Annotated in this window: 18 protein-coding genes; 9 read left to right on the top strand and 9 right to left on the bottom strand. The window is 45.5% G+C overall.

The features are described from left to right. Positions 1–28: 28 nt before the first annotated feature. Positions 29–571 (bottom strand): LuxR/HapR/OpaR family quorum-sensing transcriptional regulator, encoded by a 543-nt coding sequence (locus ACTRWI_RS18365; protein WP_499133226.1) that lies wholly within the window; start codon positions 569–571, stop codon positions 29–31. 400 nt (positions 572–971) lie between these two features. Between ACTRWI_RS18365 and hpt the strand changes: the two genes are divergently transcribed. Beyond that, complete coding sequence (gene hpt, locus ACTRWI_RS18360; protein WP_499133225.1) at positions 972–1,502, top strand: hypoxanthine phosphoribosyltransferase; 531 nt, start codon at positions 972–974, stop codon at positions 1,500–1,502. Between the two features lie 71 nt (positions 1,503–1,573). Here the strand turns inward: hpt and can are convergent, their stop codons facing one another. Then, entirely contained in the window at positions 1,574–2,242 is a 669-nt protein-coding gene (gene can / locus ACTRWI_RS18355) for a carbonate dehydratase (RefSeq protein WP_499133224.1), read from the bottom strand. Between the two features lie 208 nt (positions 2,243–2,450). Here can and ACTRWI_RS18350 point away from each other — a divergent pair, with 208 nt between their 5' ends. The 3 genes from ACTRWI_RS18350 (at position 2,451) to ACTRWI_RS18340 (ending at position 6,169) form a co-directional block, all read left to right on the top strand. Continuing rightward, entirely contained in the window at positions 2,451–4,160 is a 1,710-nt protein-coding gene (locus tag ACTRWI_RS18350; RefSeq protein WP_499133223.1) for a SulP family inorganic anion transporter, read from the top strand. A gap of 319 nt (positions 4,161–4,479) precedes the next feature. Beyond that, a complete protein-coding gene (locus ACTRWI_RS18345; RefSeq protein ID WP_499133222.1) occupies positions 4,480–5,397 on the top strand; it encodes an ABC transporter ATP-binding protein in 918 nt (305 codons plus the stop codon). Position 5,398: 1 nt separating this feature from the next. Continuing rightward, a complete protein-coding gene (locus tag ACTRWI_RS18340; protein ID WP_499133221.1) occupies positions 5,399–6,169 on the top strand; it encodes an ABC transporter permease in 771 nt (256 codons plus the stop codon). A 114-nt stretch (positions 6,170–6,283) separates the two neighbouring features. Here the strand turns inward: ACTRWI_RS18340 and panC are convergent, their stop codons facing one another. From panC to sfsA, 7 genes are all read right to left on the bottom strand, one after another. Further along, positions 6,284–7,174, bottom strand: coding sequence for a pantoate--beta-alanine ligase (panC, locus tag ACTRWI_RS18335; protein WP_004738183.1), 891 nt, complete (start codon positions 7,172–7,174; stop codon positions 6,284–6,286). 8 nt (positions 7,175–7,182) lie between these two features. Continuing rightward, a complete protein-coding gene (gene panB / locus ACTRWI_RS18330) occupies positions 7,183–7,977 on the bottom strand; it encodes a 3-methyl-2-oxobutanoate hydroxymethyltransferase (RefSeq protein ID WP_004738184.1) in 795 nt (264 codons plus the stop codon). 22 nt (positions 7,978–7,999) lie between these two features. Beyond that, positions 8,000–8,485 (bottom strand): 2-amino-4-hydroxy-6-hydroxymethyldihydropteridine diphosphokinase, encoded by a 486-nt coding sequence (gene folK / locus ACTRWI_RS18325; RefSeq protein ID WP_499133220.1) that lies wholly within the window; start codon positions 8,483–8,485, stop codon positions 8,000–8,002. Continuing rightward, a complete protein-coding gene (gene pcnB, locus ACTRWI_RS18320) occupies positions 8,482–9,837 on the bottom strand; it encodes a polynucleotide adenylyltransferase PcnB (RefSeq protein WP_499133219.1) in 1,356 nt (451 codons plus the stop codon). Before pcnB ends, folK begins: the two co-directional genes overlap by 4 nt. A gap of 183 nt (positions 9,838–10,020) precedes the next feature. Further along, complete coding sequence (gene gluQRS / locus ACTRWI_RS18315; protein ID WP_499133218.1) at positions 10,021–10,896, bottom strand: tRNA glutamyl-Q(34) synthetase GluQRS; 876 nt, start codon at positions 10,894–10,896, stop codon at positions 10,021–10,023. Between the two features lie 191 nt (positions 10,897–11,087). Then, a complete protein-coding gene (gene dksA, locus ACTRWI_RS18310; protein ID WP_004738189.1) occupies positions 11,088–11,534 on the bottom strand; it encodes an RNA polymerase-binding protein DksA in 447 nt (148 codons plus the stop codon). Between the two features lie 135 nt (positions 11,535–11,669). Beyond that, positions 11,670–12,395, bottom strand: a complete 726-nt coding sequence (gene sfsA / locus ACTRWI_RS18305) for a DNA/RNA nuclease SfsA (protein ID WP_499133217.1) — start codon at positions 12,393–12,395, stop codon at positions 11,670–11,672. Between the two features lie 34 nt (positions 12,396–12,429). Here sfsA and hrpB point away from each other — a divergent pair, with 34 nt between their 5' ends. The 5 genes from hrpB to ACTRWI_RS18280 all read left to right on the top strand — a co-directional run. Further along, positions 12,430–14,928, top strand: coding sequence for an ATP-dependent helicase HrpB (gene hrpB / locus ACTRWI_RS18300; RefSeq protein WP_499133216.1), 2,499 nt, complete (start codon positions 12,430–12,432; stop codon positions 14,926–14,928). Beyond that, positions 14,925–17,324 carry a penicillin-binding protein 1B gene (gene mrcB, locus ACTRWI_RS18295; protein ID WP_499133215.1) on the top strand — a complete coding sequence of 800 codons (2,400 nt, stop codon included), beginning with the start codon at positions 14,925–14,927 and terminating at the stop codon, positions 17,322–17,324. Before hrpB ends, mrcB begins: the two co-directional genes overlap by 4 nt. Before the next feature lie 37 nt (positions 17,325–17,361). Further along, positions 17,362–19,701, top strand: coding sequence for a patatin-like phospholipase family protein (locus ACTRWI_RS18290; protein WP_499133214.1), 2,340 nt, complete (start codon positions 17,362–17,364; stop codon positions 19,699–19,701). Between the two features lie 272 nt (positions 19,702–19,973). Continuing rightward, a complete protein-coding gene (gene acnB, locus ACTRWI_RS18285; protein WP_004738197.1) occupies positions 19,974–22,562 on the top strand; it encodes a bifunctional aconitate hydratase 2/2-methylisocitrate dehydratase in 2,589 nt (862 codons plus the stop codon). A gap of 281 nt (positions 22,563–22,843) precedes the next feature. Next, positions 22,844–23,208 (top strand): YacL family protein (locus ACTRWI_RS18280; RefSeq protein WP_499133213.1); only part of this gene is annotated, 365 nt, incomplete at its 3' end.

The raw sequence follows: 23,208 nt of genomic DNA, 5'->3' as shown, positions 1-23,208 counted from the left end.
CTCGAATCTCGAATCTCGAATCTCGAATCTACTTATAGATACACAACATGTTTAAGTAGCTGTCAGTAAGTTTAGACAGTTCTTCATTGGTATCGACACGTTTCGCTTGGATGAACAGCGAGTAGCAGATGCCGTGGAATAGATTCGCAAGATGCTTAGGATCGTGATCGTCACAAACTTCGCCGCGCTCAATCGCTTTACTAAACATGTTTTGTACCAACATTTGGTTAGTGCGGTTTGTCGTTACGAACAGTGGCCATACTTCATCACGCGTCGATGCGCTCCACTCGAACCATACGTTCAACCAATGGCTGTCTTGAGCGACTAGTGTCACCATTTCAGTCGCAATATTATGTAGGTTTTGTTTTGCGTGAATATCTAGATCGATATTGTCTGAAAGGAAGTTCGAGAATTGACGGACAACATGATTTAGCACTTCATCAACCAAATCTTCACGAGTAGGGAAGTAGTTAAATACAGTTGCTACAGATACCTGAGCGATATCAGCAATGTCAGCGTGACCACCACGGCCAATGCCGCGACGAGAGAAAACTTCAAGCGCGATTTCCATCAGCTGAAGTTTTCTTTTTAAAGGTGAAAGCCTAGTTCTAGGTCTCTTAGATATTGAGTCCATTTTATTTTCCTTGCCAACGATTTTTTATTATTAATGATTTTATTATTATTTAAGCCAAGATGAGTGTAATGGTGCATATGCAAATGGTCAATCCTTTGAGCTTATTTAATAGACAGTTGCATCAAACTTGATCCATAAAGCGTGATCCACATTGATGTGAAAGAAGGCGACTATCAGACAAGGCACAAGTGCACATTTCGTTGATAATCTGACAGTAAATTCGAAGCATAAGGTGGTGTGGGTATTTGAGCAGTGCTAGACTTACGCACAATATTGAGCGGCGCTAATGGCAAAACTGTCTACACTTGTCGCAATCACCAAACAGAATGAGAGCAGTATGAAGCATACAGTTGAAGTCATGATCCCTGAGCAGGAAGTTCAGGATCGAGTGAACGAACTAGGCAAACAGATCACGGAACACTACAAAGGCAGTGAAGATCTAGTTTTAGTTGGCTTATTACGTGGATCGTTTGTCTTTATGGCGGATCTTGCTCGTGCTATCGATTTAACTCACCAAGTTGATTTCATGACGGCGTCTAGCTACGGCAACAGCATGGAAAGCTCGCGTGATGTTCGTATCTTGAAAGACCTAGATGACGATATCCAAGGTAAAGACGTTCTGCTTGTAGAAGATATTATCGATACTGGTAACACACTGACTAAGGTAAAAGAGATCTTGAGTCTACGTGGTCCTAAATCTATCGAGATCTGTACACTACTAGATAAGCCTTCACGTCGTGAAGTTGAAGTTGATACGAAGTGGATTGGTTTCGAAATCCCAGACGAGTTCGTTGTTGGTGTTGGTATCGACTACGCTCAAAAATACCGTCACCTGCCATACATTGGTAAAGTTGTACCACAAGTGTAATCATCACACTTGCTGACACAAGACATTAAAAAGCCCGCTTGATGCGGGCTTTTTGTATTTGATAGAGATAATTAGCCTTGTTGACTAAGAAGAGGCGTCGTTAAGATTTTATTTAATGCCTCAATGTGGCTGCTCTCTAATGTGTCGATACTTGAGCAACGTACGCCAAGGTCTTGTAACTTGCCATCACCAATACCATATACCACACCGTGTATCTCGACATCTTGGCCGCGTTCCCATGCACTTTGCATAATGGTTGAGTTACCTAGGTTGTAAACCTGCTCTGCGACGTTAATCTCACAAAGCTTATCACCCCACTGCTCGCGTGGAAGTGCTTCGATGTCTTTGCGGTATTTTAGGTAGTTATCACGAATATGAAGTAGCCAATTGTTGATAAGGCCTAGTTTCGGGTTATCAATTGCCGCATTAACACCGCCACAACCGTAGTGACCACAAACAATAATGTGTTTCACTTTAAGTACATCCACTGCGTACTGAACGACAGATAGGCAGTTTAGGTCGGTATGAACCACTTGGTTGGCCACGTTTCGGTGAACAAACAGTTCTCCAGAATATAAGCCAGTCAGGCGCTCGGCTGGAACTCGGCTATCTGAACAGCCTATCCATAGAAAACCTGGGCTTTGACCCTCTTCAAGCGTTGTAAAATACTCAGGTCTTTCAGAGCGAATTTCTTCAGACCATTTGGAATTGTTCTCAAAAAGCTGTTTTATTTCTGGCATCTTGCTTCTTACATCCCTCAATTAAGATGCTTCACTATACACAATGTTACAAATTCAATCTCGTAAAAACTGCGTCAAAATGTACTCATCTGACGTGTTCTAGTACGTAAAATCATAAACTTAGCCCGCAATCAATGTTCCGGTTATAAGACATGAATAATGTGATTGAATTAACACTTTCTGAACACTTGATACATTTGTTAGAGTGATGAGGTTTGTCATTTCATCATCAGGAAGGTGTGTTTTGTTTGGAAGTCGTTTTACGGATATCAATCTCAAAGGAGATATGTTTGGCGGTGTGACTACAGCCATCATCTCGTTACCTTTAGCATTGGCATTTGGTGTTGCTTCTGGCGCGGGAGCTGAAGCTGGCTTGTGGGGCGCCATCATGGTTGGCCTATTTGCAGCATTGTTTGGTGGTTCGAGTAGCTTAATTTCTGAACCTACCGGTCCAATGACGGTGATCATGACAGCAGTAATGACAAGTATGGTGGCTAAATATCCTGAAACGGGCATGGCCATGACTTTTACTGTCGTAATGATGGCTGGTGCGTTTCAGATATTACTTGGCACGTTGAAGCTAGGAAAATACGTTACTTTGATGCCATATAGCGTGATCTCCGGATTTATGTCGGGTATTGGCGTTATTCTGATCATCTTGCAGCTGTCCCCACTGTTAGGACACGCCGCTCCATCCGGTGGTGTTATGGGCACGCTTTCTGCTTTGCCTGATACGCTAGCAAACTTAAAAGTGAGTGAGCTATTTCTAGGTGCATTGACACTCGGTATTCTGTTTGGCTTCCCGGCTAAGTATCGTAAATATGTACCGGCGCAACTGGTTGCGTTAGTGGCCGTCACCCTGTTGTCCGTTATCTTCTTCGATACCGATTCTATTCGCCGTATTGGTGAAATCCCAGCAGGTCTGCCTTCTCTTGTTGTCCCAACTGTCAGTGCTGAACAATTCACGACTATGGTTATCGATGCCTTGGTGCTTGGTACATTAGGTTGTATTGATACGCTTTTGACCGCTGTTATTGGGGACTCATTGACTCGTAAAGAGCATGACTCTGATAAAGAGCTGCGTGGTCAAGGTATTGCAAATATGCTCTCGGGCTTGTTTGGTGCGTTGCCAGGGGCGGGGGCGACCATGGGGACAGTGACCAATATTCAGGTAGGCGCGCGCTCTCCGCTTTCTGGTGTGATTCGAGCTCTAGTATTAGCGCTTGTAGTATTGGTTGCGGGCGGGTTGACCGAACCTATCCCAATGGCTGTGCTGGCTGGTATTGCTATGTACGTCGGCTTTAACATTCTTGATTGGAGCTTCATCCAGCGTGCACACAAAGTAAGTTATGCTGGTATGGGCGTGATGTACGGTGTAATGCTATTGACAGTGTTCGTTGACCTGATCATCGCGGTTGGACTAGGTGTATTTATCTCTAATATTCTGATCATTGAAAGGTTAAGTCGTGAGCAAGCAAGGCAAGTTAAAGCCATAAGTGACGGGGATGATGAAGACGAGATTCCATTGACTGATAGTGAACGCCAACTGCTTGATAATGCCAATGGCAAAGTGTTGTTTTTCTATCTATCGGGGCCGATGATCTTCAGTGTCTCAAAGGCGATTTCACGTCAGCACTCGAGTATTTCTGATTACGAAGCGATGATTTTAGACTTAACCGATGTACCTATGATTGATGTTACGGTTGGTCTCGCGCTAGAGAATGCGATCAAGGATGCGCTAGACGCACAGTGTGAGGTGTACTTGCTATGTCCTAACGAGAATACGCGTCAACAGCTGGAGAAGTTCCACGTAATTGATTTAGTACCTGTATCGAATACATATCGCTTCCGTTATGAAGCTCTGACAGCTGCAACTAACTACGTTGAGAGAGACGAGCATCAATTTGAATCGGTTTAATACTCTTATTAACCCTCTGTGACTGAACTATAGATATTAATGTTAGTCATGAGTTTCTAATAACGGGAAGTACCGCTAAGTGAATGTCTTAGCGGTATTTTTTATTTATGATACTCGAAATAGAGCTTTATGCAGCCTCAGATCTTTTAAGTTTTATAACGAAACCGATAATCGATATTTGTATTCATCGTCATTCAGCGATAATCTTGTTTGCAAAATAGCCGCGTACATTATCTAGTTCAGCTAGTTCATTTCAGGTTTCGTTCTCTTCATCCTGTCCGGCTAACCACACTATTTATAGCAAATGGCAATCATCTCTATGTATGCATTAGAAATTGAGCAATTAAGAAAAACTTATGCGGGTGGCTTCGAGGCACTTAAAGGCATCAGTTTACAGGTAGCAAAAGGTGACTTTTACGCGCTACTTGGGCCAAATGGTGCGGGCAAGTCCACCACCATTGGAGTTATCTCTTCGTTAGTAAACAAAACCTCTGGCAAGGTTAAGGTATTCGGCTACGACATTGATACCGATCTGGAGCTGGCAAAGCAGAACCTAGGTTTAGTTCCTCAAGAGTTTAACTTCAACCCGTTTGAAACGGTTGAGCAGATCGTTTTGCAGCAAGCGGGTTACTACGGTGTGCCTAAAGCCCTGGCAAAAGAGCGAGCGAAAAAATACCTATCTCAACTCGATTTGTGGGAAAAGCGCGGTGAACGTGCGCGTAACTTGTCTGGTGGTATGAAGCGCCGCTTGATGATCGCTCGTGCTTTGATGCACGAGCCCCAGCTGTTAATCCTTGATGAACCTACGGCAGGTGTCGATATTGAACTGCGCCGCTCGATGTGGGAATTCCTCAAAGAGATCAACGAGAAACAGAGGATTACCATTATCTTGACCACGCACTACCTAGAAGAAGCGGAAATGTTGTGTCGCAACATCGGCATCATTAATCGTGGTGAGTTGATCGAAAACACCACCATTAAGGCGCTACTAGGTAAGTTGAGTGCGGAAACCTTTATCCTTGATCTGGAGGAGGGAGCTGCACAACCTAAGTTAGAAGGCGTGAATAACCAAGTCTTGGTTAATGGTTCTTTAGAGATCGAAATTGATAAGAACCTAGGTTTGAACGACATCTTTGCTCAGTTGAGTGAGCAGAATGTCAAAGTCCTCTCGATGCGTAACAAAGCTAACCGTCTAGAAGAACTGTTTGTAAGTATCGTGCGTGAGGGGTGTAAGTAATATGTACAGCCTATATTGGACTGCTTTTCGCAGCTTGCTGACCAAAGAGATCAACCGTTTTACTCGTATTTGGGTGCAAACGCTGGTTCCACCTGCAATTACTATGACGCTTTACTTCATCATCTTCGGTAACCTGATTGGTGCACGAATCGGTGAAATGAACGGCTTTAGCTACATGGAATACATAGTGCCGGGTCTGATCATGATGTCGGTAATCACTAACTCGTACTCGAATGTGGCTTCATCATTCTTTAGCGCTAAATTCCAAAAGAACATTGAAGAACTTTTGGTTGCACCTGTACCGAACTACGTGATTATTGCTGGTTTCGTGATGGGTGGTGTGGTGCGCGGCCTATTGGTCGGTACTATTGTGACTTTTGTTTCTTTGTTCTTCGTTGACCTTCAAGTTGATCACTGGGGCGTGATCATTGCGACCGTTTTCCTTACGTCGGTGGTATTTGCGTTAGGTGGTCTTATCAACGCGGTATTTGCACGTACGTTTGATGATATATCAATTATCCCAACCTTCATTCTGACGCCGCTTACTTATCTTGGTGGTGTGTTCTACTCGATTAGCCTGTTGCCTGATTTTTGGCAAGGTGTGTCGAAGTTGAACCCTATTGTCTATATGGTGAATGCGTTTAGGTATGGCTTCTTGGGTGTGTCTGACGTGGGTATTGTGACGTCCTTTGGCGTACTCGGTGTATTTATCGTTGTGCTGTATGGCATTGCACATTACCTAGTGACTAAGGGCATTGGCTTACGCAGCTAACTCCGCGCCCCTAAATTGCAGGAAAAGAAAAAGGTCGATATTACATCGACCTTTTTTGTCTCTTTTACTTTTGCTTTGCGTTAGGAGCTTGTTTACGCAAAGAGAAGAACGCGATTACTCAGCGGTTTCTTCTTTCACTTCTTCTTTGGTTTCCGTTACCAAGTCGAGAACTTGGTTATCGATAAGACGTGTCTTACCTAGGAAAGCCGACATAAGAATCACAGCTTGAGTGGATTCTGAAGTTATGGCTTGTAGAGTCTTAGCATCGCAGATGAAGATTTCATCAGGCTGTAGATCTGCTGCACGAAGCTGGTCTGTCGCATCTTCAATCACTGAGGCGTAGTCATCACGTCCACCGCGAATTGCGCTGCTGATCCAACGCATAGTGCGTGCTAGAACAGGTGCACGTTGACGCTCATCAATAGTGAGATTGCTATTGCGAGAGCTCATCGCTAAACCGTCCATTTCACGAACCGTCGCAACGCCTACAATTTCAATGTCTAACGCTAGGTCAGTTGTCATTTGGCGAATTACAGCAAGTTGCTGGAAGTCTTTCTCGCCGAAGCATGCAAAATCAGGCTGAACGATGTTAAACAGCTTAGTGACAATCGTCGCTACGCCACGGAAGTGACCCGGACGAGACGCACCTTCCAACATGTGAGATAACCCTGGAACTTCAACAAACGTCTGTTTGTCTAGGCCATCTGGATACATCACTTCTGGCGTTGGTGTAAATACCAGTTCAACGCCTTCGCCAGTTAATTTACTTAAATCAGCTTCTAACGTGCGAGGGTAGTTGTTCAGGTCATCAGCACGATCAAACTGCATTGGGTTAACAAAGATGCTTACCACGACTATGTCTGCCAGTTCTCGAGCCTTCTTTACCAGAGTAAGGTGGCCTTCATGCAGGTTTCCCATAGTTGGTACAAAAGCAACCGTACGTCCATCACGCTTAAACTGTTTAATCTGCTCACGAAGAGCCGCTATTTCAGCAAAAGTTTGCATACTTACTCCTAAGCGATTGTATGAGCATCATCAGGGAAGCGTGCGCTCTCTACTTCTTCTTTGTATAGAGCTACTGCTTTGCGCATGTCACCTGTTTCTGCTAGGAAGTTCTTAGAGAACTTTGGCATGTAGTTCGCAGAAATACCGAACATGTCATGCATAACCAAGATCTGACCATCGGTAACATTACCTGCACCAATACCAATAACTGGCACGTGACAAGCTTCTGTAATTCGTTTTGCCAATGAAGCCGGTACACATTCAAGTAGAACGATTTGAGCACCTGCGTTTTGTAGCGCTAGTGCGTCAGCAACCATTTTATCAGCTTGATCGTCATCGCGACCTTGAACCTTGTAACCACCAAAGATGTTCACAGATTGTGGTGTTAAGCCTAAGTGTGCACATACTGGTACTGCGCGTTCTGTTAGCATCTTCACAGTATCAACCAACCAGCTTCCGCCTTCGATTTTTACCATGTTCGCGCCAGCACGCATCAAGGTAGCTGCGCTCTCACAAGCTTGCTCTGGAGTTGCGTAGCTCATGAAAGGCATATCAGCCATAAGAAGACAGTTAGGGCTACCAGCACGCACAGAGCGAGTGTGGTAAGCAATATCTTCTACGCTTACTGGTAAAGTGTCGTTATGGCCTTGTAGAACCATACCCAGTGAATCACCGACAAGTAGAACAGGCATCTCTTGGCTTTCGAATAGTTGAGCAAAGCTCGCATCGTAAGCTGTTGACGTCGCGAATTTACGGCCTTCACGTTTACACTTGATCAGGTCGTTAATGGTTACTTTTTTCATTGGTTTTCCTTAATGCGCCTGGCTATTGCTGCCAAACATTGAGCCCGTTTTTATCTACAATTTTCAGTAGTTCTGTCAGCTCAGTCCCATCAGGGAGTTGTAAACTTGGTGCGATTTCAGCAAGCGGGTAGAGTACAAACTCTCGTTCTTTCATTCCATAATGAGGAACGGTTAAGCGCTCTGAATCGATCACCTCATTGCCGTACAACACGATGTCGAGATCCAAGGTTCTTGGTCCCCAGCGTTCGTCTTTACGGACACGCCCTTGCTCTAACTCGATTTTTTGAGTGCAATCAAGCAGTTCAATTGGCGTTAATTCGGTCTTGATAGCGACTACCGCATTGATGTAGTCCGGTTGATTTTGCGGCCCCATTGGAGTGCTACTATATAGCTGAGAGGTCGCAATAAACGTTGATCGCGGTAGGCTTTTTAGCGTGTCGATAGCCAAATTTGCTTGGCTAACTGGGTCGGCAAGGTTGCTGCCGACCGCAATATAAGCAGTTATCATTCGGCTTGCTTACTCTTTTTGTTTCGGTAAGTCTTACGGCGACGATGACCTGACTTTGATGGTGCCGCTACGTCGTTAGCCATTGCTTGACGCATGTTGCGACCGGCTGTCTGATAGCGCTCCCACCATTTTGCTAATTCTTTTGTCTCGCCACCTTCAATCTCGCCACGCATCTCTAAGAAGTCGTAGCCAGCGCGGAACTTGTTGAGCTCCATCAGGCGAACGGCACGCTTACCGTTACGGCGAGGTAGTCGCAGTTGTAGCTGCCAAACTTCGCGAATGGTTGCTGTGTGTCGACGAGGAATAGCAATGGATTTTACTTGCTGATCGAGAATGATGTTACTTGCTTCCATAATAGCGTCGTAGTGCGCCATGCCTTGCTCGGCAACAAGCTTGTCTGCCAGCTTGTTCATTGGGTACCAAAGAATCGCGGCAAACATGAATGCAGGGTTTACTCGTTTACCATCTTCGATACGAAGGTCGGTAGAATCGAGCACCAAATCAAGCATTTGCTCAGTCGGTGAGTCGTAATCTTTAGTGAAGTATTCAGCTACCGCAGGGAACATCTGCTGGAATAGGTTGTATTCACGCATAAGGTGGTAGGTTTCTAAACCGTAGCCTGATTGAAGCAGTTTTAGAGATTCTTCGTAAAGACGTGCTGCTGGGATATCTTTTAGAAGGTGCGCCAGGCCTTCAATTGGATCGGCTGTGTCTTCTTCAATATCGAAATCCAGCTTCGCCGAGAAACGCATTGCACGCAGCATGCGTACAGGGTCTTCACGGTAGCGTGTCTCTGGATCGCCAATTAGACGGATTAGCTTGTCTTCTAAATCTTCTACACCACCTGCGTAATCGTGGATGCTGTAGTCTGCAATGTTGTAGTACATCGCATTGATCGTGAAATCGCGACGCTCTGCATCTTCATCAACACTGCCGTAAACGTTGTCACGTAATAGCATGCCTTCTTTCGATTGTGCAGATACGTTTTTAGATGGCTCTTGATGGTGGCCTCGGAAAGTTGCCACCTCAATGATATCACGACCAAACATGATGTGTGCCAAGCGGAAACGGCGGCCGATAAGGCGGCAGTTTCGGAAAAGGTTCTTGATCTGCTCTGGCGTAGCGTTGGTCGCAATATCGAAATCTTTTGGTTGAGAGCCAAGTAAAATATCACGGACACCACCACCGACTAAAAATGCGTCAAAACCCGCACCATTCAGGCGATATAGTACTTTTAGTGCGTTATCGCTGATCTGCTTACGTGAAATATTGTGCTCTTGGCGAGTATAAATATTCAGTGCTAGTTCGTGGAATCCGCGTTGTTCGCTTGGGGTATTGTCGTTTTTATTCATTAGTTTAGAACAAAGTAGGTATCGCCAACTTTGCTTTTCTCTTAGTCCAAAGTGGTAGTGCAGAGTTTAATTGCGGCTAATAATAGCTTAGCGCGAGCCATTTGAGAACATCGTCTGCTTAACCACAATGGTTGGTTATGGCATTTTTGTGTGTTGTTTATACTATTTGCCGTTAGTTTTGAGCTAATTGCAGTGTTGTTTTTGTAAACTATCAGGTAATTGAGCAACGTTCCATTGCTGGCAGCCCCATGCCAAAACCTCATCGATTGACGCTTCACAAACGGCCTTAGGAACCTCAAACCCCAAAAACTGCATGGCATTGAGCAGTGTAGGTTTTGGGTTATCTAGGTCAATAGCGGTAGCGTGGTTCTGCTTTGAAAGTTTATTGCCTGACGCGTCGGTCGCTAACGGCAAGTGCAAGTAGCTCACTGTATTTTGTTTCAGTGTCTTATAAAGACTGATTTGGCGGCCTGTAGGTTCGATGAGATCAGCGCCTCTCACCACTTCAGTTACGCCTTGCTCGATATCATCAAGTACTACGGCCAAGTTATAAGCAAACAAACCATCGCGGCGTTTGATGATGAAATCCTCTTCGGCTAACGCTTTAGGGATTTCAATGGTGCCATAGCGAACATCGTCGAACGACTCGACAGGGAAATCCATATACAAGCGCACGGCTTGCTCGCCCGTATCAATTAACCCTGCCTGTCGACAATGGCCATTATAGAAACCACCCAAGGCTTTTATCTGTTTGCGCGTGCATTGGCAGTAGTAGGCTTGGTTGTCAGCCACCCATTGATCAATTTGCGCTTGATATAGGCCGTGACGTTGGCTCTGATAAACGACTTTGCCATCCCAAAATAGGTGGTAAGCCTCAAGCGTCTTAAGAATCAGGTCTGCAGCGCCAGCCATCTCTCTTGGCGGGTCCAGATCTTCCATACGGACTAACCATTGTCCCTGATGAGATTTTGCTTGGAAGTAGCTGCCAAGAGCGGCAACCAGTGAGCCAAAATGAAGAGGACCTGACGGTGATGGTGCAAAGCGCCCGATATAATTCATATGTGAATAACCTAATCCAGAGGATACCGCAGTAGCCGATTCTTAAGACGTTTAATGTGGTTTAATGCATGCAGTGGGTGCTGTTATTGCCTAGCACTCGTTTTTACACTGCTCATTGCTATCTAAGGCATCTCGCTTAGGCAGCAAACAAAAAAGGGAGCTAAAGCTCCCTTTCTTTACATTCGCAAGAATTAACCTTGCATCTGTTTCTCTTTGATTTCTGCAAGTGTTTTACAGTCAATACAAAGGTCAGCAGTTGGACGGGCTTCAAGGCGACGAATGCCAATCTCGATACCGCAAGAATCACAGAAGCCGAAATCATCTTCTTCGATCTTGTCTAGTGTCTTCTCAATTTTCTTGATTAGACGACGCTCACGGTCACGGTTACGTAGCTCTAGGCTGAATTCTTCTTCTTGAGAAGCACGGTCAACTGGGTCTGGGAAATTCGCTGCTTCGTCCTGCATATGGTGCACAGTACGATCAACTTCTTCCCTGAGCTGGTTGCGCCAAGCTGCTAAAATTTTTGTAAAATGTTCCGTTTGCTCAGGTGACATGTATTCTTCACCTGGCTTTTCTTGGTACGGTTCAACACCTGCGATGGCTAGGATGCCTAGCGCTTTTTTCTTAGATTCTGGCATACAGCATCTCCTATTTACACCTAGTCAACTGCAAAGCAGCTAATTTTAAGGCGGGTATCTATAGCAGAAAGAACGAATGGTGGCAAATACTCTTATTCAAACTTGCAATCCATGTGATTTGTTCAACATCTTTGTTCAGTTATTGATAAATTCAACAGGTTGTTTTAGTTGTATTTGAGAACTGCTGAGCTCTGCTTTATAGCAAAGTACTTCAACTCCAGCGTCTTGTGCTTGTTTTAGTAATAACGAATATTTGGCGTCTATATGGTGTGCTGCAGACACTTTTTCAATACCTGAATGTAAAACAGTAAATAAAAGTACGGCTCTATTTCCAGATTCGACCATTTCTGTGAGTTCACGCAGATGTTTTTGGCCTCTGGTTGTCACCGCATCAGGGAAAAAACCTTGCCCTTCAGTTGAGGTCTCTTGTTCATCGAGTAAGGTGACGCTTTTTACTTCGATATAGCAAGGCGGCTTTTCGTTATCTTCAAGCAGAATGTCAATTCGACTATTCTCGCTACCATACTTCACTTCGGTTCGTAACGCGTTATAACCTAAGAGTTCAACTATAGTCTTATTTTCAATTGCTTCCACTGCTAGCTGGTTTGCTCGCGCAGTATTTACACAAATCCGGTGACCTTTGTCCGTTTCTGAGATCTCCCAGCTGTTTGGGTACTTTCTTTTTGCATTATCGGAGGTTGAATACCACACCGTATTACCCGGAGTCGCGCATCCTGTCATCGCTCCAGTATTGGCACAATGAATAGTACGCTCGCTGCCGTCGGGAAGTTTGATATCAGTGAGGAAACGTTTGTAGCGTTTGATAAGAGTCGCTGACTCTAATGGCGGATTGAACTGCATATTACTTATTTAGACGGGTGGGTTTTTATGTACAATGTTGCCAACATTACACCACAAGGTTCTCCCATTGCCACAACTGCCCATAGAAGCTGTGATGCCAGATCTGCTCGCTGGCGTAGAAACACATACTCAACTTATTCTTAAAGCGGCTCCCGGTGCGGGTAAGTCAACGTTCTTCCCTTTACAGCTGGTTAAGACCAATGCCGTTCAAGGCAAAATCATCATGCTTGAGCCTAGGCGATTGGCGGCAAGAAACATCGCGACATATTTAGCTAGCCAGTTAGGTGAAAAGGTCGGGGAGAGCATTGGTTTTAGAGTTCGTGGTGAATCTAAAACCAGCAGTGCAACTCGCTTAGAGATCGTTACCGAAGGGATCATGACCAGAATGATCCAAACCGACCCAGAACTCATTGGGGTCGATATGGTGATCTTCGATGAATTCCATGAGCGCAGTATTCATGCGGATACGGCATTGGCGTTTAGCTTGGAGATCCAAGAAGCGCTACGGGATGACCTGAAAGTGATAGTGATGTCGGCCACCTTAGATCAACAAGCTTTGCAGTCCTTGTTGCCAGGGGCTAAGTATGTTGAGTCGCAAGGTCGCACCTTTCCGGTTGAATTCCGTTACCAGCCTTTGGGTACTAATGATTACTTGGCGCCTAAAATGGCTAAAGTGATTGGTTCTCTGATGGAGAAGGAGTCGGGATCACTATTGGCGTTCCTACCTGGAGTATCTGCAATAAAGCAGGTGGAAACTCAATTAGAGAACTTAGCCAGTGACATTGATGTATGCCCTTTGTACGGGCAGCTTCACTTTTCTCAACAACAGAAAGCGATAGCACCATCAGAGAAAGGACGCCGCAAAGTGGTATTGGCCACCAATATCGCGGAAACCTCTTTGACTATCGAAGGTATTCGATTAGTGGTGGATTCAGGGCTTGAAAGAGTCGCTAAGTTTGATTTGAAAACCGGTATCACCAAGCTCGAGCAAGTCAAAATTTCGCAATCTTCTGCTGAGCAGCGTGCGGGGCGTGCTGGGCGAATTGAAGAAGGGCTGTGCGTCCGTTTGTACAGCGAAACGCAGTTAATGCAGCAACCCGCTGTACCTGAACCGGAAATTCTCCATTCCGACCTCTCCTCGCTGGTGGCAGAGTTGACCCAATGGGGCGCAGCAAATGCGGATGAATTGCAATGGCTCGATATTCCACCACGAGCCTCTATTGAGCAAGCTAAGCAATTGCTGCATAGTCTTGAGCTATTAGACACTCATGGTCAATTTACTCCGCTAGGTAAGCAAGCGCAGCGATTAGGCCTTGAGCCTCGAATTGCAAGCATGCTGATTAAAGCACAGCAGGGCAGCCAAGCCTTGTTGAATGTTGCTATTGTTGCTGCCGCTTTATTGGAAGAACCTGAGCGCAATGTCTCGGATATTCAGCATTCGCTACATAGGCTAAAACAAAGAAAGCACTCGAAAAATAGCGTTGTGATGCAGCGAGCGAAAAACCTCGCTAGCAAACTGAATCATCACTTAGATTTGTCACAACTTGACGAATCATTGCTACCATTGGTGCTTTGTTTTGCATTCCCAGACCGAATAGCTCAAGCAAGAAGTGCCAACAGTAATGCTTTTCTATTAGCGAACGGCCACGGTGCAGAGGTGCGCGATGACGATCCATTGGCAAACAATGATTACATCGTGGTGATTGATTTGATGCGTAGCTCTGGGCGTGCTAGTCAGATTTTCTTAGCGACGCCTGTTGATATTGCACAGTTAGAAGAAGCATTTTCTAAGCTTTTCATTTGTTCAGGTTATGCTGACTGGGACGAAAAACGAGGCCGTTTAGTCGCAGAGCAAAGAGTTACTTTGGGTAAACTTGTTATCAGCACCAAGGCTTTACCTGAGCCTGATGCGAGTCAGATTAGCCAAGCGCTGTTAAATTATATTGCGCGATGTGGACTGGACTGTTTACATTGGACGCCATCTGCGAAGCAACTTGTTGAACGCGTGCGCTGCGCTCAACTTTGGATGCCGGAGCATGATTGGCCAGTAATGGATGACGCGAGTCTAGTTGAACATCTTGATGTTTGGTTGTTGCCGTATTTGAATGGCGTTAAATCCGCGAAAGGGCTGGCGAACGTTTCGGTTGAGCAGGCATTGTCGGCGTATCTCGGTTGGCCTCTAAATCAAGAGATTGACCAGTGGTTGCCAACACATTATGTGATGCCTACAGGCAGTAAAAAGGCTATCCAATATCAGTATCAATCTGAACCCGTGATCTCGGTTCGAATGCAAGAGGTCTTTGGTGAGCAAGACTCACCATTGATAGCCCAAGGGCGTAAAAAGGTTGTGCTTGAGTTACTTTCTCCTGCACAGCGCCCATTACAAATTACTCAGGATTTAGCTGGCTTTTGGGCTGGCGCGTACAAAGAAGTGCAAAAAGAGATGAAAGGCCGTTACCCAAAACATCCTTGGCCCGATGACCCTGCTAACCATGTTGCAACCACTAAAACCAAACGACAGTTGAACCGATGATGACCAAAATGTTAACGCCCAAAAAGGCACCACCTAAAAAAGCGCCAGCAAAGAAGTCACCAGCGACCAAAGCGAAACTTAGAAAGCCGAGAGCGGCCGCTAAGAAAGGAAAATCGAGAGCGAAAAAGGCGGGGAACAGAAGTTGGTTGAAGATCCTATGGGGCATAGCGTGGAAGGCTGGCTTAGCACTGGCTACGTTACTGTTGTTTGTCGGCATCTACCTAGACTCTGTAGTGAAGCAGCGCTTTGAGGGCCAGTTATTTGATTTACCAACTGTCGTTTATGCGCGTGTGTTGGATTTATCCCCTGGTACTCAGATTAGCCTCGTTCAGGTGAAGAATGAACTGGATGTGCTGAATTACCGTAAGGTGAGCTCTCCTCGTCATCCGGGGGAGTATTCCTCTTCATCAACTAAAATTGAGGTGATTCGTCGTCCGTTCGAGTTTGTCGATGGGCCGGAAGCCGATCGTCACGTGATGCTGCACTTCAATGGTAATGAGTTAACTCGTATTCAGTCGCTAGAGAAGAAGGGCGACATGGGGTATTTGCGTGTCGAACCTAAGATGTTGGGTATGCTTGAGAAAAGCAACGATGAGCAACGTCTGTTTCTAAAACGTAACCAATTTCCTGAAGTGATGGTTGATGCCTTGTTGGCGACGGAAGATAGAAACTTCTATCAGCACGATGGGGTTTCACCCTTGGCAATTGCTCGTGCGATGATGGTTAACGTCAAGGCTGGGCGTACTGTACAAGGTGGTAGTACACTGACACAGCAGCTCGCGAAAAACCTGTTCCTATCTAGTGAACGCACGCTTTGGCGTAAGATTCGTGAGGCTTATATCGCGCTTATCTTGGATCATCGTTACAGCAAAGACCGCATTTTAGAAGCTTACTTAAACGAGGTATACCTTGGCCAAAATGGCGGTGAAGCGATTCACGGTTTTGGTTTGGCTTCGCGTTTGTACTTCGGCCAACCGATTCAAGAATTGCGTATTGACCAGTTAGCCTTACTGGTGGGCATGGTGAAAGGGCCATCGTATTACAACCCAGTTCGCTACCCAGAGCGCGCTAAAACTCGGCGCGATCTGGTTCTTCGCTTGTTGATGCAACAAGATATTTTGACCCCAAGACAATATGAAGAAGCAGCAAGCCGTGATTTGGACATTCAAGACAATCCACGAATTGCCAGCCGTCAGCCTGCGTATTTCCAACAGGTCAACATCGAGCTGAAAAAGTACGTTGGTGATAGGTTCCAAGCGAAGAAAGGGATACGTGTTTTCACCTCTTTGGACCCGGTTTCACAAGCCAAGCTAGAGAAGTCGATTGCTCGCAAAGTGCCTGAACTATCGAAAACGGCGAGTGATAAATTAGAGGCTGCAGCGATAGCAGTAGATCGCAACACCGGTGAAATCCGTGCGATGGTCGGTGGTAAGCGTACTGGCTACGATGGCTTTAACCGTGCGTTGAATGCAAGCCGTCCTATCGGTTCTTTGGTGAAACCTGCGGTTTATTTAACCGCACTTGAGCAGCCTGAAAAGTACACCTTGGCAACGACCTTGATGGATACGCCACTTAGCTTAAAAGGCAGCAAGGGCAGTGTATGGAGCCCGAGAAACTTCGACCGTAAGTTCCGCGGCGAAGTGCCTTTATACGCGGCATTGTCTAAGTCCTATAACGTGCCAACGGTTCGTCTAGGGATGCAGTTAGGGATTGATAAGGTCTCCGACACTATAGGTAAACTGGGTGTCGATAAAAACGAGATTCGCCCAGTACCATCGATGTTTTTGGGTGCATTCTCTCTGACACCATTCCAAGTGTCTCAGATGTTCCAGACCATCACCAACTCAGGTCGTATTGCGCCTTTGTCTGCGCTTCGCTCTGTCGTTGATAGTGACGGCGAGGTTTTATACCAATCTATCCCTCGAGTATCGCAGCGCGTTGATCAACAAGCCGCTTGGCTAACCACTTACGCAATGAAGCGTGGTGTATCTGAAGGTACAGGTCGATTCCTACAGAACCAGTTTGCATGGGCAGGGTTAGCCGGTAAAACAGGTACTAGTAATGACAGCCGCGATAGTTGGTTTGTGGGCGTTGACGGACGCGAAGTAACAACCATCTGGCTTGGACGTGATGACAATAAACCGACTAAGCTTACTGGTTCTAGTGGTGCATTACGTGTCTACGCTGATTACTTGAAGCAGAGAACGCCTGAACAGTTACTACTGCCTTGGCCAACCGGAATCGCAACCGCGAGTTTCACTCGTACGTCTGACGGTGCGTTGGAATTTGATTGTGATGGCGCCGTTAAATTGCCGGTTTGGGATGAAAATGGAAACATTAAAAAGGGTTGTGAAAGTCAACCAAAACAGTGGCTAAAGAAGCTTTTCCAATGGTAAAGTCATAACAGAAACAATGACAAGGATAGTTTAAATAATGATATCTCGTTGGTTAGTGAGCGGCTTAGGTATGGTCGGTACTGTGATCAGTTTTCAACTGTTCGCAGCGACTGCGGCACAGGTTGATTCATCCGAGCATGTGGAAGTTGAACAAGCTCATAAGAGGCCAACTGTCGCTCTTGTACTCGCAGGTGGCGGCGCAAAAGGTGCCGCTCATATTGGCGTACTTAAAGCGCTCGAAGAGATGCAAATCCCGGTTGATTACATTACCGGTACCAGTATGGGGTCATACGTTGGTGGTCTTTATGCGACAGGGATGAGTGCAGACGAGATTGAAAGCTTTATTTACACAGTTGATTGGAAGCATGGTTACCGTGACCGTGTAAACCGTAGTGACCGTCGTGTGCGAGACAAAGAGTATGAAGATCGTTACCAGCTTAATACCGATATTGGACTAGGTTGGGAAGAAATTAAAGCTAAAAAAGGCGTGGTGCAAGGCCAGAATATGCTTCGTATTTTGCGCGAAACTACAGGTAACTTATCGCCTCTCGACTCTTTTGACGACCTTGCCATTCCTTTTCGCTCCGTTGCAACTGACATTATTGAACTTGAGGAAGTGGTGATTGACCACGGCCACCTTGTCGACGCCATGATGGCGAGCATGTCGGTACCTGGCGCTCTTCCGCCTTATGAAGTTGATGGACGAATGTTAGTCGACGGTGGCGTAACCAACAATATGCCAGTTGATGTTGCAAGAGCTATGGGTGCAGATATCATTATTGCGGTTGATATCAGTACCAACTACAAAGGCAAAGAGGATTTTACGACCTTTTTAGTAGCAGCAGACCAACTTTCCAATTATCTTGTTCAACGCAGTACCCAGGAGCAAGCTAAAACACTCAAAGACAATGATGTTTTCCTCCAACCGGATGTTGGAGAAATGGAAACTACTGAGTTCGATAAAATGCCATCAGCTTACGAAGCTGGTTACGAGTCTGCTAAGCAGCACTCTGCTGAACTCTCTAGGTTGTCACTCTCTAATGCTGATTATCAACACTACATCGAAGACAAACAAAAGGCGCGCAGACAGCTGAAGCACGGTGATAAAACCGTGGTTGATAAGGTGGTAATCAACAACAATACCCACTATTCTGATAAGCTGCTTGAGAATCGCTTGAACCTTCATTCAGGCAAGGTTCTCAAAACCAGTGAAATTGAAGCGAAAGTACAAGATCTTTATGCATTGGATCGATTTGAGTTGATCACTTATGAGTTCGATAATGTTGACGGGGAAGAGCAACTTACAGTTGATGTTAATGAAAAATCTTGGGGGCCGAATTATCTCAACTTTCGTTTCTTCCTTGAAGATGACTTTTCAACGGATAGCCAGTATTCACTGGGAGCTTCTGCTAACTTTACTGACCTAAATGCACATGGTGCAGAATTAAGAACTAATTTAGAAATGGGGACTGACAAGCGTATCGAAGTTGAACTGTTCTCCCCATTTTTTTCTAGTCAAAAGCTTTTTACTTCAGCGTCTGTTACCTACAGTAAACAGAATCGAAACTTGTCTATAGGGAGTCAAGAGATAGCAGAGCCGACGTTAGATGTAACTGAAAATTACCTTTCTTTGACCTACAGTGAGTATATTAGTGAATTCGCAATAGGTTATCAGCCAACTTTGTGGCAAGAGCTGAGGTTTGGCGTTCGTTATAAAAATGGTCAAGTAAGTACTTCATTACCTGGATTTGGAGAGGGGGACTATACTCGTCTTGGAGGTTTTGTCAGGTATCGGTTAGATACATTGGATGACTTCAATTTACCAACCGAAGGTCATTTTGTCGATCTCGAGTATTTTGTCTCTCATGATGATTTTGAAAATGATGACAACGGAACTTTTGAACCCGACTTAACTTCTGAAAGCGATACAGTCTATGAGTTCTCTGCGAACTTGATGGCGGCCAAAACCTATGAGAGACATACGTTCGTTGGTAGGGCTGACTATGGCGTTGTGGAGAGTAAGAACTCAATTTTTCCAATTGATCCAAAAGAGCTCGGTGGCTTTTTAAATCTTTCAGGTATACCTCGAAATAGTTTGATTGGTCAAAACCTAGCTTACACCAGTCTTATTTACCGGTATAGATGGTTTGACAATGATTTCGGGTTGTTTGAATCCCCTTTTTACGTAGGTGCATCGTTAGAATATGGCGGCGTTTGGTCAAATAATAACTTAACCTTTGATGAAGCACCGGTGTATGCAGCAGGGTCTGTCTTCGCGGGTATTGACTCCCCCATAGGGCCAATCATCTTGTCCTATGGACGCACGGAAGATAACTTCGATTCGGTTTACTTAATTGTTGGTACGTCTTACAAATAATCATGCGTAGAGTCTTCATTTTAGTGCGTAAATAGGCAAAAATAGTGGGACTTTCGTCCTAACTTGCTATGTTGGTCAAAATGATAAGATTTTAATTTAACGTTAAATTTGCTATCCTACCGCCCATAGTTTGGCCTCTATGACGCTGCTCATCAATACAAATTGAATGATAAAAATGGCAATGGAGAGCCAAGTTTCCAAGGATGTTCACTTCTTTATTTTACTAACAATTATGAAGGTGAGAAGTGAACCGCAATGAGAGGAAAAAAGTCGTGCTTGAAGCCTACCGTAAACACGTCGAAGAACGTGCTGCCGAAGGAGTTGTTCCAAAACCACTAGATGCTGAGCAGGTAGCTGGCCTAGTCGAACTTCTGAAGAACCCACCTCAAGGTGAAGAAGAGTTTATTCTTGACCTACTAGAAAACCGCATTCCACCAGGCGTAGATGAAGCTGCCTATGTAAAAGCGGGCTTCCTAACGGCTATCACTAAAGGTGAAGTAGCATCTCCACTAGTCAGCAAAGCAAAAGCTGCAGAATTACTTGGTACTATGCAAGGTGGTTACAACATCGAATCTCTAGTATCTCTACTTGATGATGCTGAGCTTGCTCCAATCGCTGTGAAAGCACTATCTCACACTCTATTGATGTTTGATGCGTTCTACGATGTAGAAGAGAAAGCAAAAGCTGGTAACGAATCTGCTCAACAAGTCCTTCAATCTTGGGCTGATGCAGAATGGTTCACCGCGAAAGATAAAGTCGCTGAAAAAATCACCGTAAAAGTATTCAAAGTCACTGGTGAAACGAACACCGATGACCTATCTCCAGCACCTGATGCATGGTCACGTCCAGATATTCCAGTGCACGCAAAAGCGATGCTGAAGATGGAACGTGATGGTATCAACCCAGATCAACCAGGTACGGTTGGCCCAATCGCTCAAATCGAAGAACTTCAAAAAGACGGTATTCAGCTTGCTTACGTAGGTGATGTTGTTGGTACAGGTTCTTCTCGTAAGTCGGCGACGAACTCAGTACTTTGGTTCATGGGAGAAGATATTCCTTACGTACCAAACAAGCGTACTGGCGGTGTTTGTCTAGGTGGTAAAATCGCTCCAATCTTCTACAACACAATGGAAGACTCTGGCGCACTACCTATCGAACTAGACGTACAAAACATGAACATGGGCGATGTTATTGACATCTTCCCATACGAGGGCGTTGTACGTAAAAACGGTGAAGAGATCTCTAGCTTTGAGCTAAGCAAAGTACTGCTTGATGAAGTTCGTGCTGGTGGTCGTATCCCACTTATCATCGGTCGTGGCCTGACGGGTCGTGCTCGTGCTTCTCTTGGTCTTGAAGAAACAGACCTATTTGCTAAGCCTGTTGATCCAACTGCATCTAATAAAGGCTACACGCTAGCTCAGAAGATGGTTGGTAAAGCATGTGGTGTTGAAGGCGTTCGCGCGGGTCAATACTGTGAGCCTAAGATGACGACAGTCGGTTCTCAAGATACTACTGGCCCTATGACGCGTGATGAGCTTAAAGACCTTGCATGTCTTGGCTTCTCTGCTGACCTCGTAATGCAGTCTTTCTGTCACACATCGGCATACCCGAAACCAGTTGACGTAAACACCCACCACACGCTACCTGATTTCATCATGAACCGTGCAGGTGTTTCACTGCGCCCTGGTGATGGTGTTATCCACTCATGGTTAAACCGTATGCTCCTACCTGATACTGTAGGTACAGGTGGTGACTCGCATACTCGTTTCCCTCTAGGTATCTCATTCCCTGCGGGCTCTGGTCTGGTAGCATTCGCGGCAGCAACAGGTGTTATGCCTCTTGATATGCCTGAATCTATCTTGGTTCGCTTTAAAGGTGAAATGCAGCCAGGTATCACGCTACGTGATCTAGTACATGCGATTCCTCTATACGGCATCAAGCAAGGTCTACTAACCGTAGAGAAAGCAGGCAAGATCAACGAATTCTCTGGTCGCGTACTAGAAATCGAAGGTGTTGAACACCTATCTGTTGAGCAAGCGTTTGAGCTTTCTGATGCATCTGCTGAGCGTTCAGCAGCAGGTTGCACCGTTAAATTGTCTCAAGAGTCTATCGAAGAGTACCTGAACTCAAACATCGTTATGCTTAAGTGGATGATCGCTGAAGGCTACGGTGATGTTCGTACTATAGAGCGTCGTATTACGGCAATGGAAGAGTGGCTAGCGAACCCTGAGTTGCTGTCTGCTGATTCAGACGCTGAATACGCTCACGTTATCGAAATCGATCTTGCGGATATCGACCAGCCAATCCTATGTGCACCGAATGATCCAGATGATGCTCGTCTTCTTTCTGACGTTCAAGGCACAGAGATCCAAGAAGTGTTTATCGGTTCTTGTATGACCAACATCGGTCACTTCCGTGCTGCAGGTAAGATGCTTGAAGAGTTCAACGGCTCGCTAAGCACTCGTCTATGGGTGGCTCCGCCAACTAAGATGGATAAAGACCAGCTAACAGAAGAAGGCTACTACGGTATCTTCGGTCGTGCTGGGGTTCGTATCGAAACACCGGGTTGTTCATTATGTATGGGTAACCAAGCGCGTGTTGCAGACAAGTCGACAGTAATGTCTACGTCTACTCGTAACTTCCCGAACCGTTTGGGTACAGGTGCTAATGTTTACCTAGCATCTGCTGAACTTTCTGCAGTTGGTGCGATTCTTGGTCGTATCCCAACGAAAGAAGAGTACCTAGAGTACGCGGATAAGATTAACGCAACTGCTGCTGATACATATCGTTACCTGAACTTCCATAAAATGGGTCAGTACACGGAGAAAGCGGACACGGTTATCTTTCAAGAACCAGCCTAGTTCCTCGTCATATTTGTAGCGGCAGCGTTGTTGACTGCGTAAGTTAACCGGATCGCCGGCCGCCCTAATCGCATAGAGCTTCTATGCTCATAGGGATGAACGTACTTGTCGCCTAGCTGCCACTCCAACTATTTAGAGGAACCCAAATGATAGAGCGCCTACTTCGGTAGGCGTTTTTTATGTTTGAATATCGGGTGACGAGCGACTCGACCTATAAAACACTTCGCTATATACTCTCGCCTCACTTTTAACCCTGTCTGCAGTTACTGCGTGGAGCCACTATGGAATTCGAATTTACAAGAAACACTTTAATGGGTGAGTACTACGTGAAATGCAGCATGGGGCACGAGATCGTTGGCCGCTGGTTACAGGAAGAGATCGGTAAAGATAAGCAGAAACTGGATCATGTGATGGCGCTTATCGAGCAATCACGACAGGATCTGAGCAACGAAGTGTCGTTACTTGGTAAAGAGATCAGCCTAGCGATCAATGAAGATGAAGTAACGATTCAAGAAAATGTACTCGGTCATGAGCAAGAGGTGGAAGAGGGCAGCGAGTTCGACTTCTACAATTGTGAAAGCCAAGCAAGTTGTGGAATTGACGACTTCGAGCTGCTAATCGAGCGTTGGATTGAGTTTCTAGGTTA

The sequence above is a fragment of the Pseudoalteromonas sp. G5_S1_14_S5 genome (assembly GCF_054968605.1).
The sequence above is the reverse complement of the archived record's forward strand: the minus strand, read 5'-3'. Positions and strand labels throughout refer to the sequence as shown.

What these genes read in the sequence shown, in the direction of transcription:
- folK (WP_499133220.1), bottom strand. Translation starts at nt 8,485, where the DNA reads ATGATAACTGCTTATATTGCGGTCGGCAGCAACCTTGCCGACCCAGTT.
- pcnB (WP_499133219.1), bottom strand. Translation starts at nt 9,837, where the DNA reads ATGAATAAAAACGACAATACCCCAAGCGAACAACGCGGATTCCACGAA.
- ACTRWI_RS18365 (WP_499133226.1), bottom strand. Translation starts at nt 571, where the DNA reads ATGGAAATCGCGCTTGAAGTTTTCTCTCGTCGCGGCATTGGCCGTGGT.
- can (WP_499133224.1), bottom strand. Translation starts at nt 2,242, where the DNA reads ATGCCAGAAATAAAACAGCTTTTTGAGAACAATTCCAAATGGTCTGAA.
- mrcB (WP_499133215.1), top strand. Translation starts at nt 14,925, where the DNA reads ATGATGACCAAAATGTTAACGCCCAAAAAGGCACCACCTAAAAAAGCG.
- gluQRS (WP_499133218.1), bottom strand. Translation starts at nt 10,896, where the DNA reads ATGAATTATATCGGGCGCTTTGCACCATCACCGTCAGGTCCTCTTCAT.
- panB (WP_004738184.1), bottom strand. Translation starts at nt 7,977, where the DNA reads ATGAAAAAAGTAACCATTAACGACCTGATCAAGTGTAAACGTGAAGGC.
- dksA (WP_004738189.1), bottom strand. Translation starts at nt 11,534, where the DNA reads ATGCCAGAATCTAAGAAAAAAGCGCTAGGCATCCTAGCCATCGCAGGT.
- ACTRWI_RS18350 (WP_499133223.1), top strand. Translation starts at nt 2,451, where the DNA reads ATGAGGTTTGTCATTTCATCATCAGGAAGGTGTGTTTTGTTTGGAAGT.
- sfsA (WP_499133217.1), bottom strand. Translation starts at nt 12,395, where the DNA reads ATGCAGTTCAATCCGCCATTAGAGTCAGCGACTCTTATCAAACGCTAC.
- panC (WP_004738183.1), bottom strand. Translation starts at nt 7,174, where the DNA reads ATGCAAACTTTTGCTGAAATAGCGGCTCTTCGTGAGCAGATTAAACAG.
- ACTRWI_RS18345 (WP_499133222.1), top strand. Translation starts at nt 4,480, where the DNA reads ATGTATGCATTAGAAATTGAGCAATTAAGAAAAACTTATGCGGGTGGC.
- ACTRWI_RS18340 (WP_499133221.1), top strand. Translation starts at nt 5,399, where the DNA reads ATGTACAGCCTATATTGGACTGCTTTTCGCAGCTTGCTGACCAAAGAG.
- hrpB (WP_499133216.1), top strand. Translation starts at nt 12,430, where the DNA reads ATGTTGCCAACATTACACCACAAGGTTCTCCCATTGCCACAACTGCCC.
- hpt (WP_499133225.1), top strand. Translation starts at nt 972, where the DNA reads ATGAAGCATACAGTTGAAGTCATGATCCCTGAGCAGGAAGTTCAGGAT.
- ACTRWI_RS18290 (WP_499133214.1), top strand. Translation starts at nt 17,362, where the DNA reads ATGATATCTCGTTGGTTAGTGAGCGGCTTAGGTATGGTCGGTACTGTG.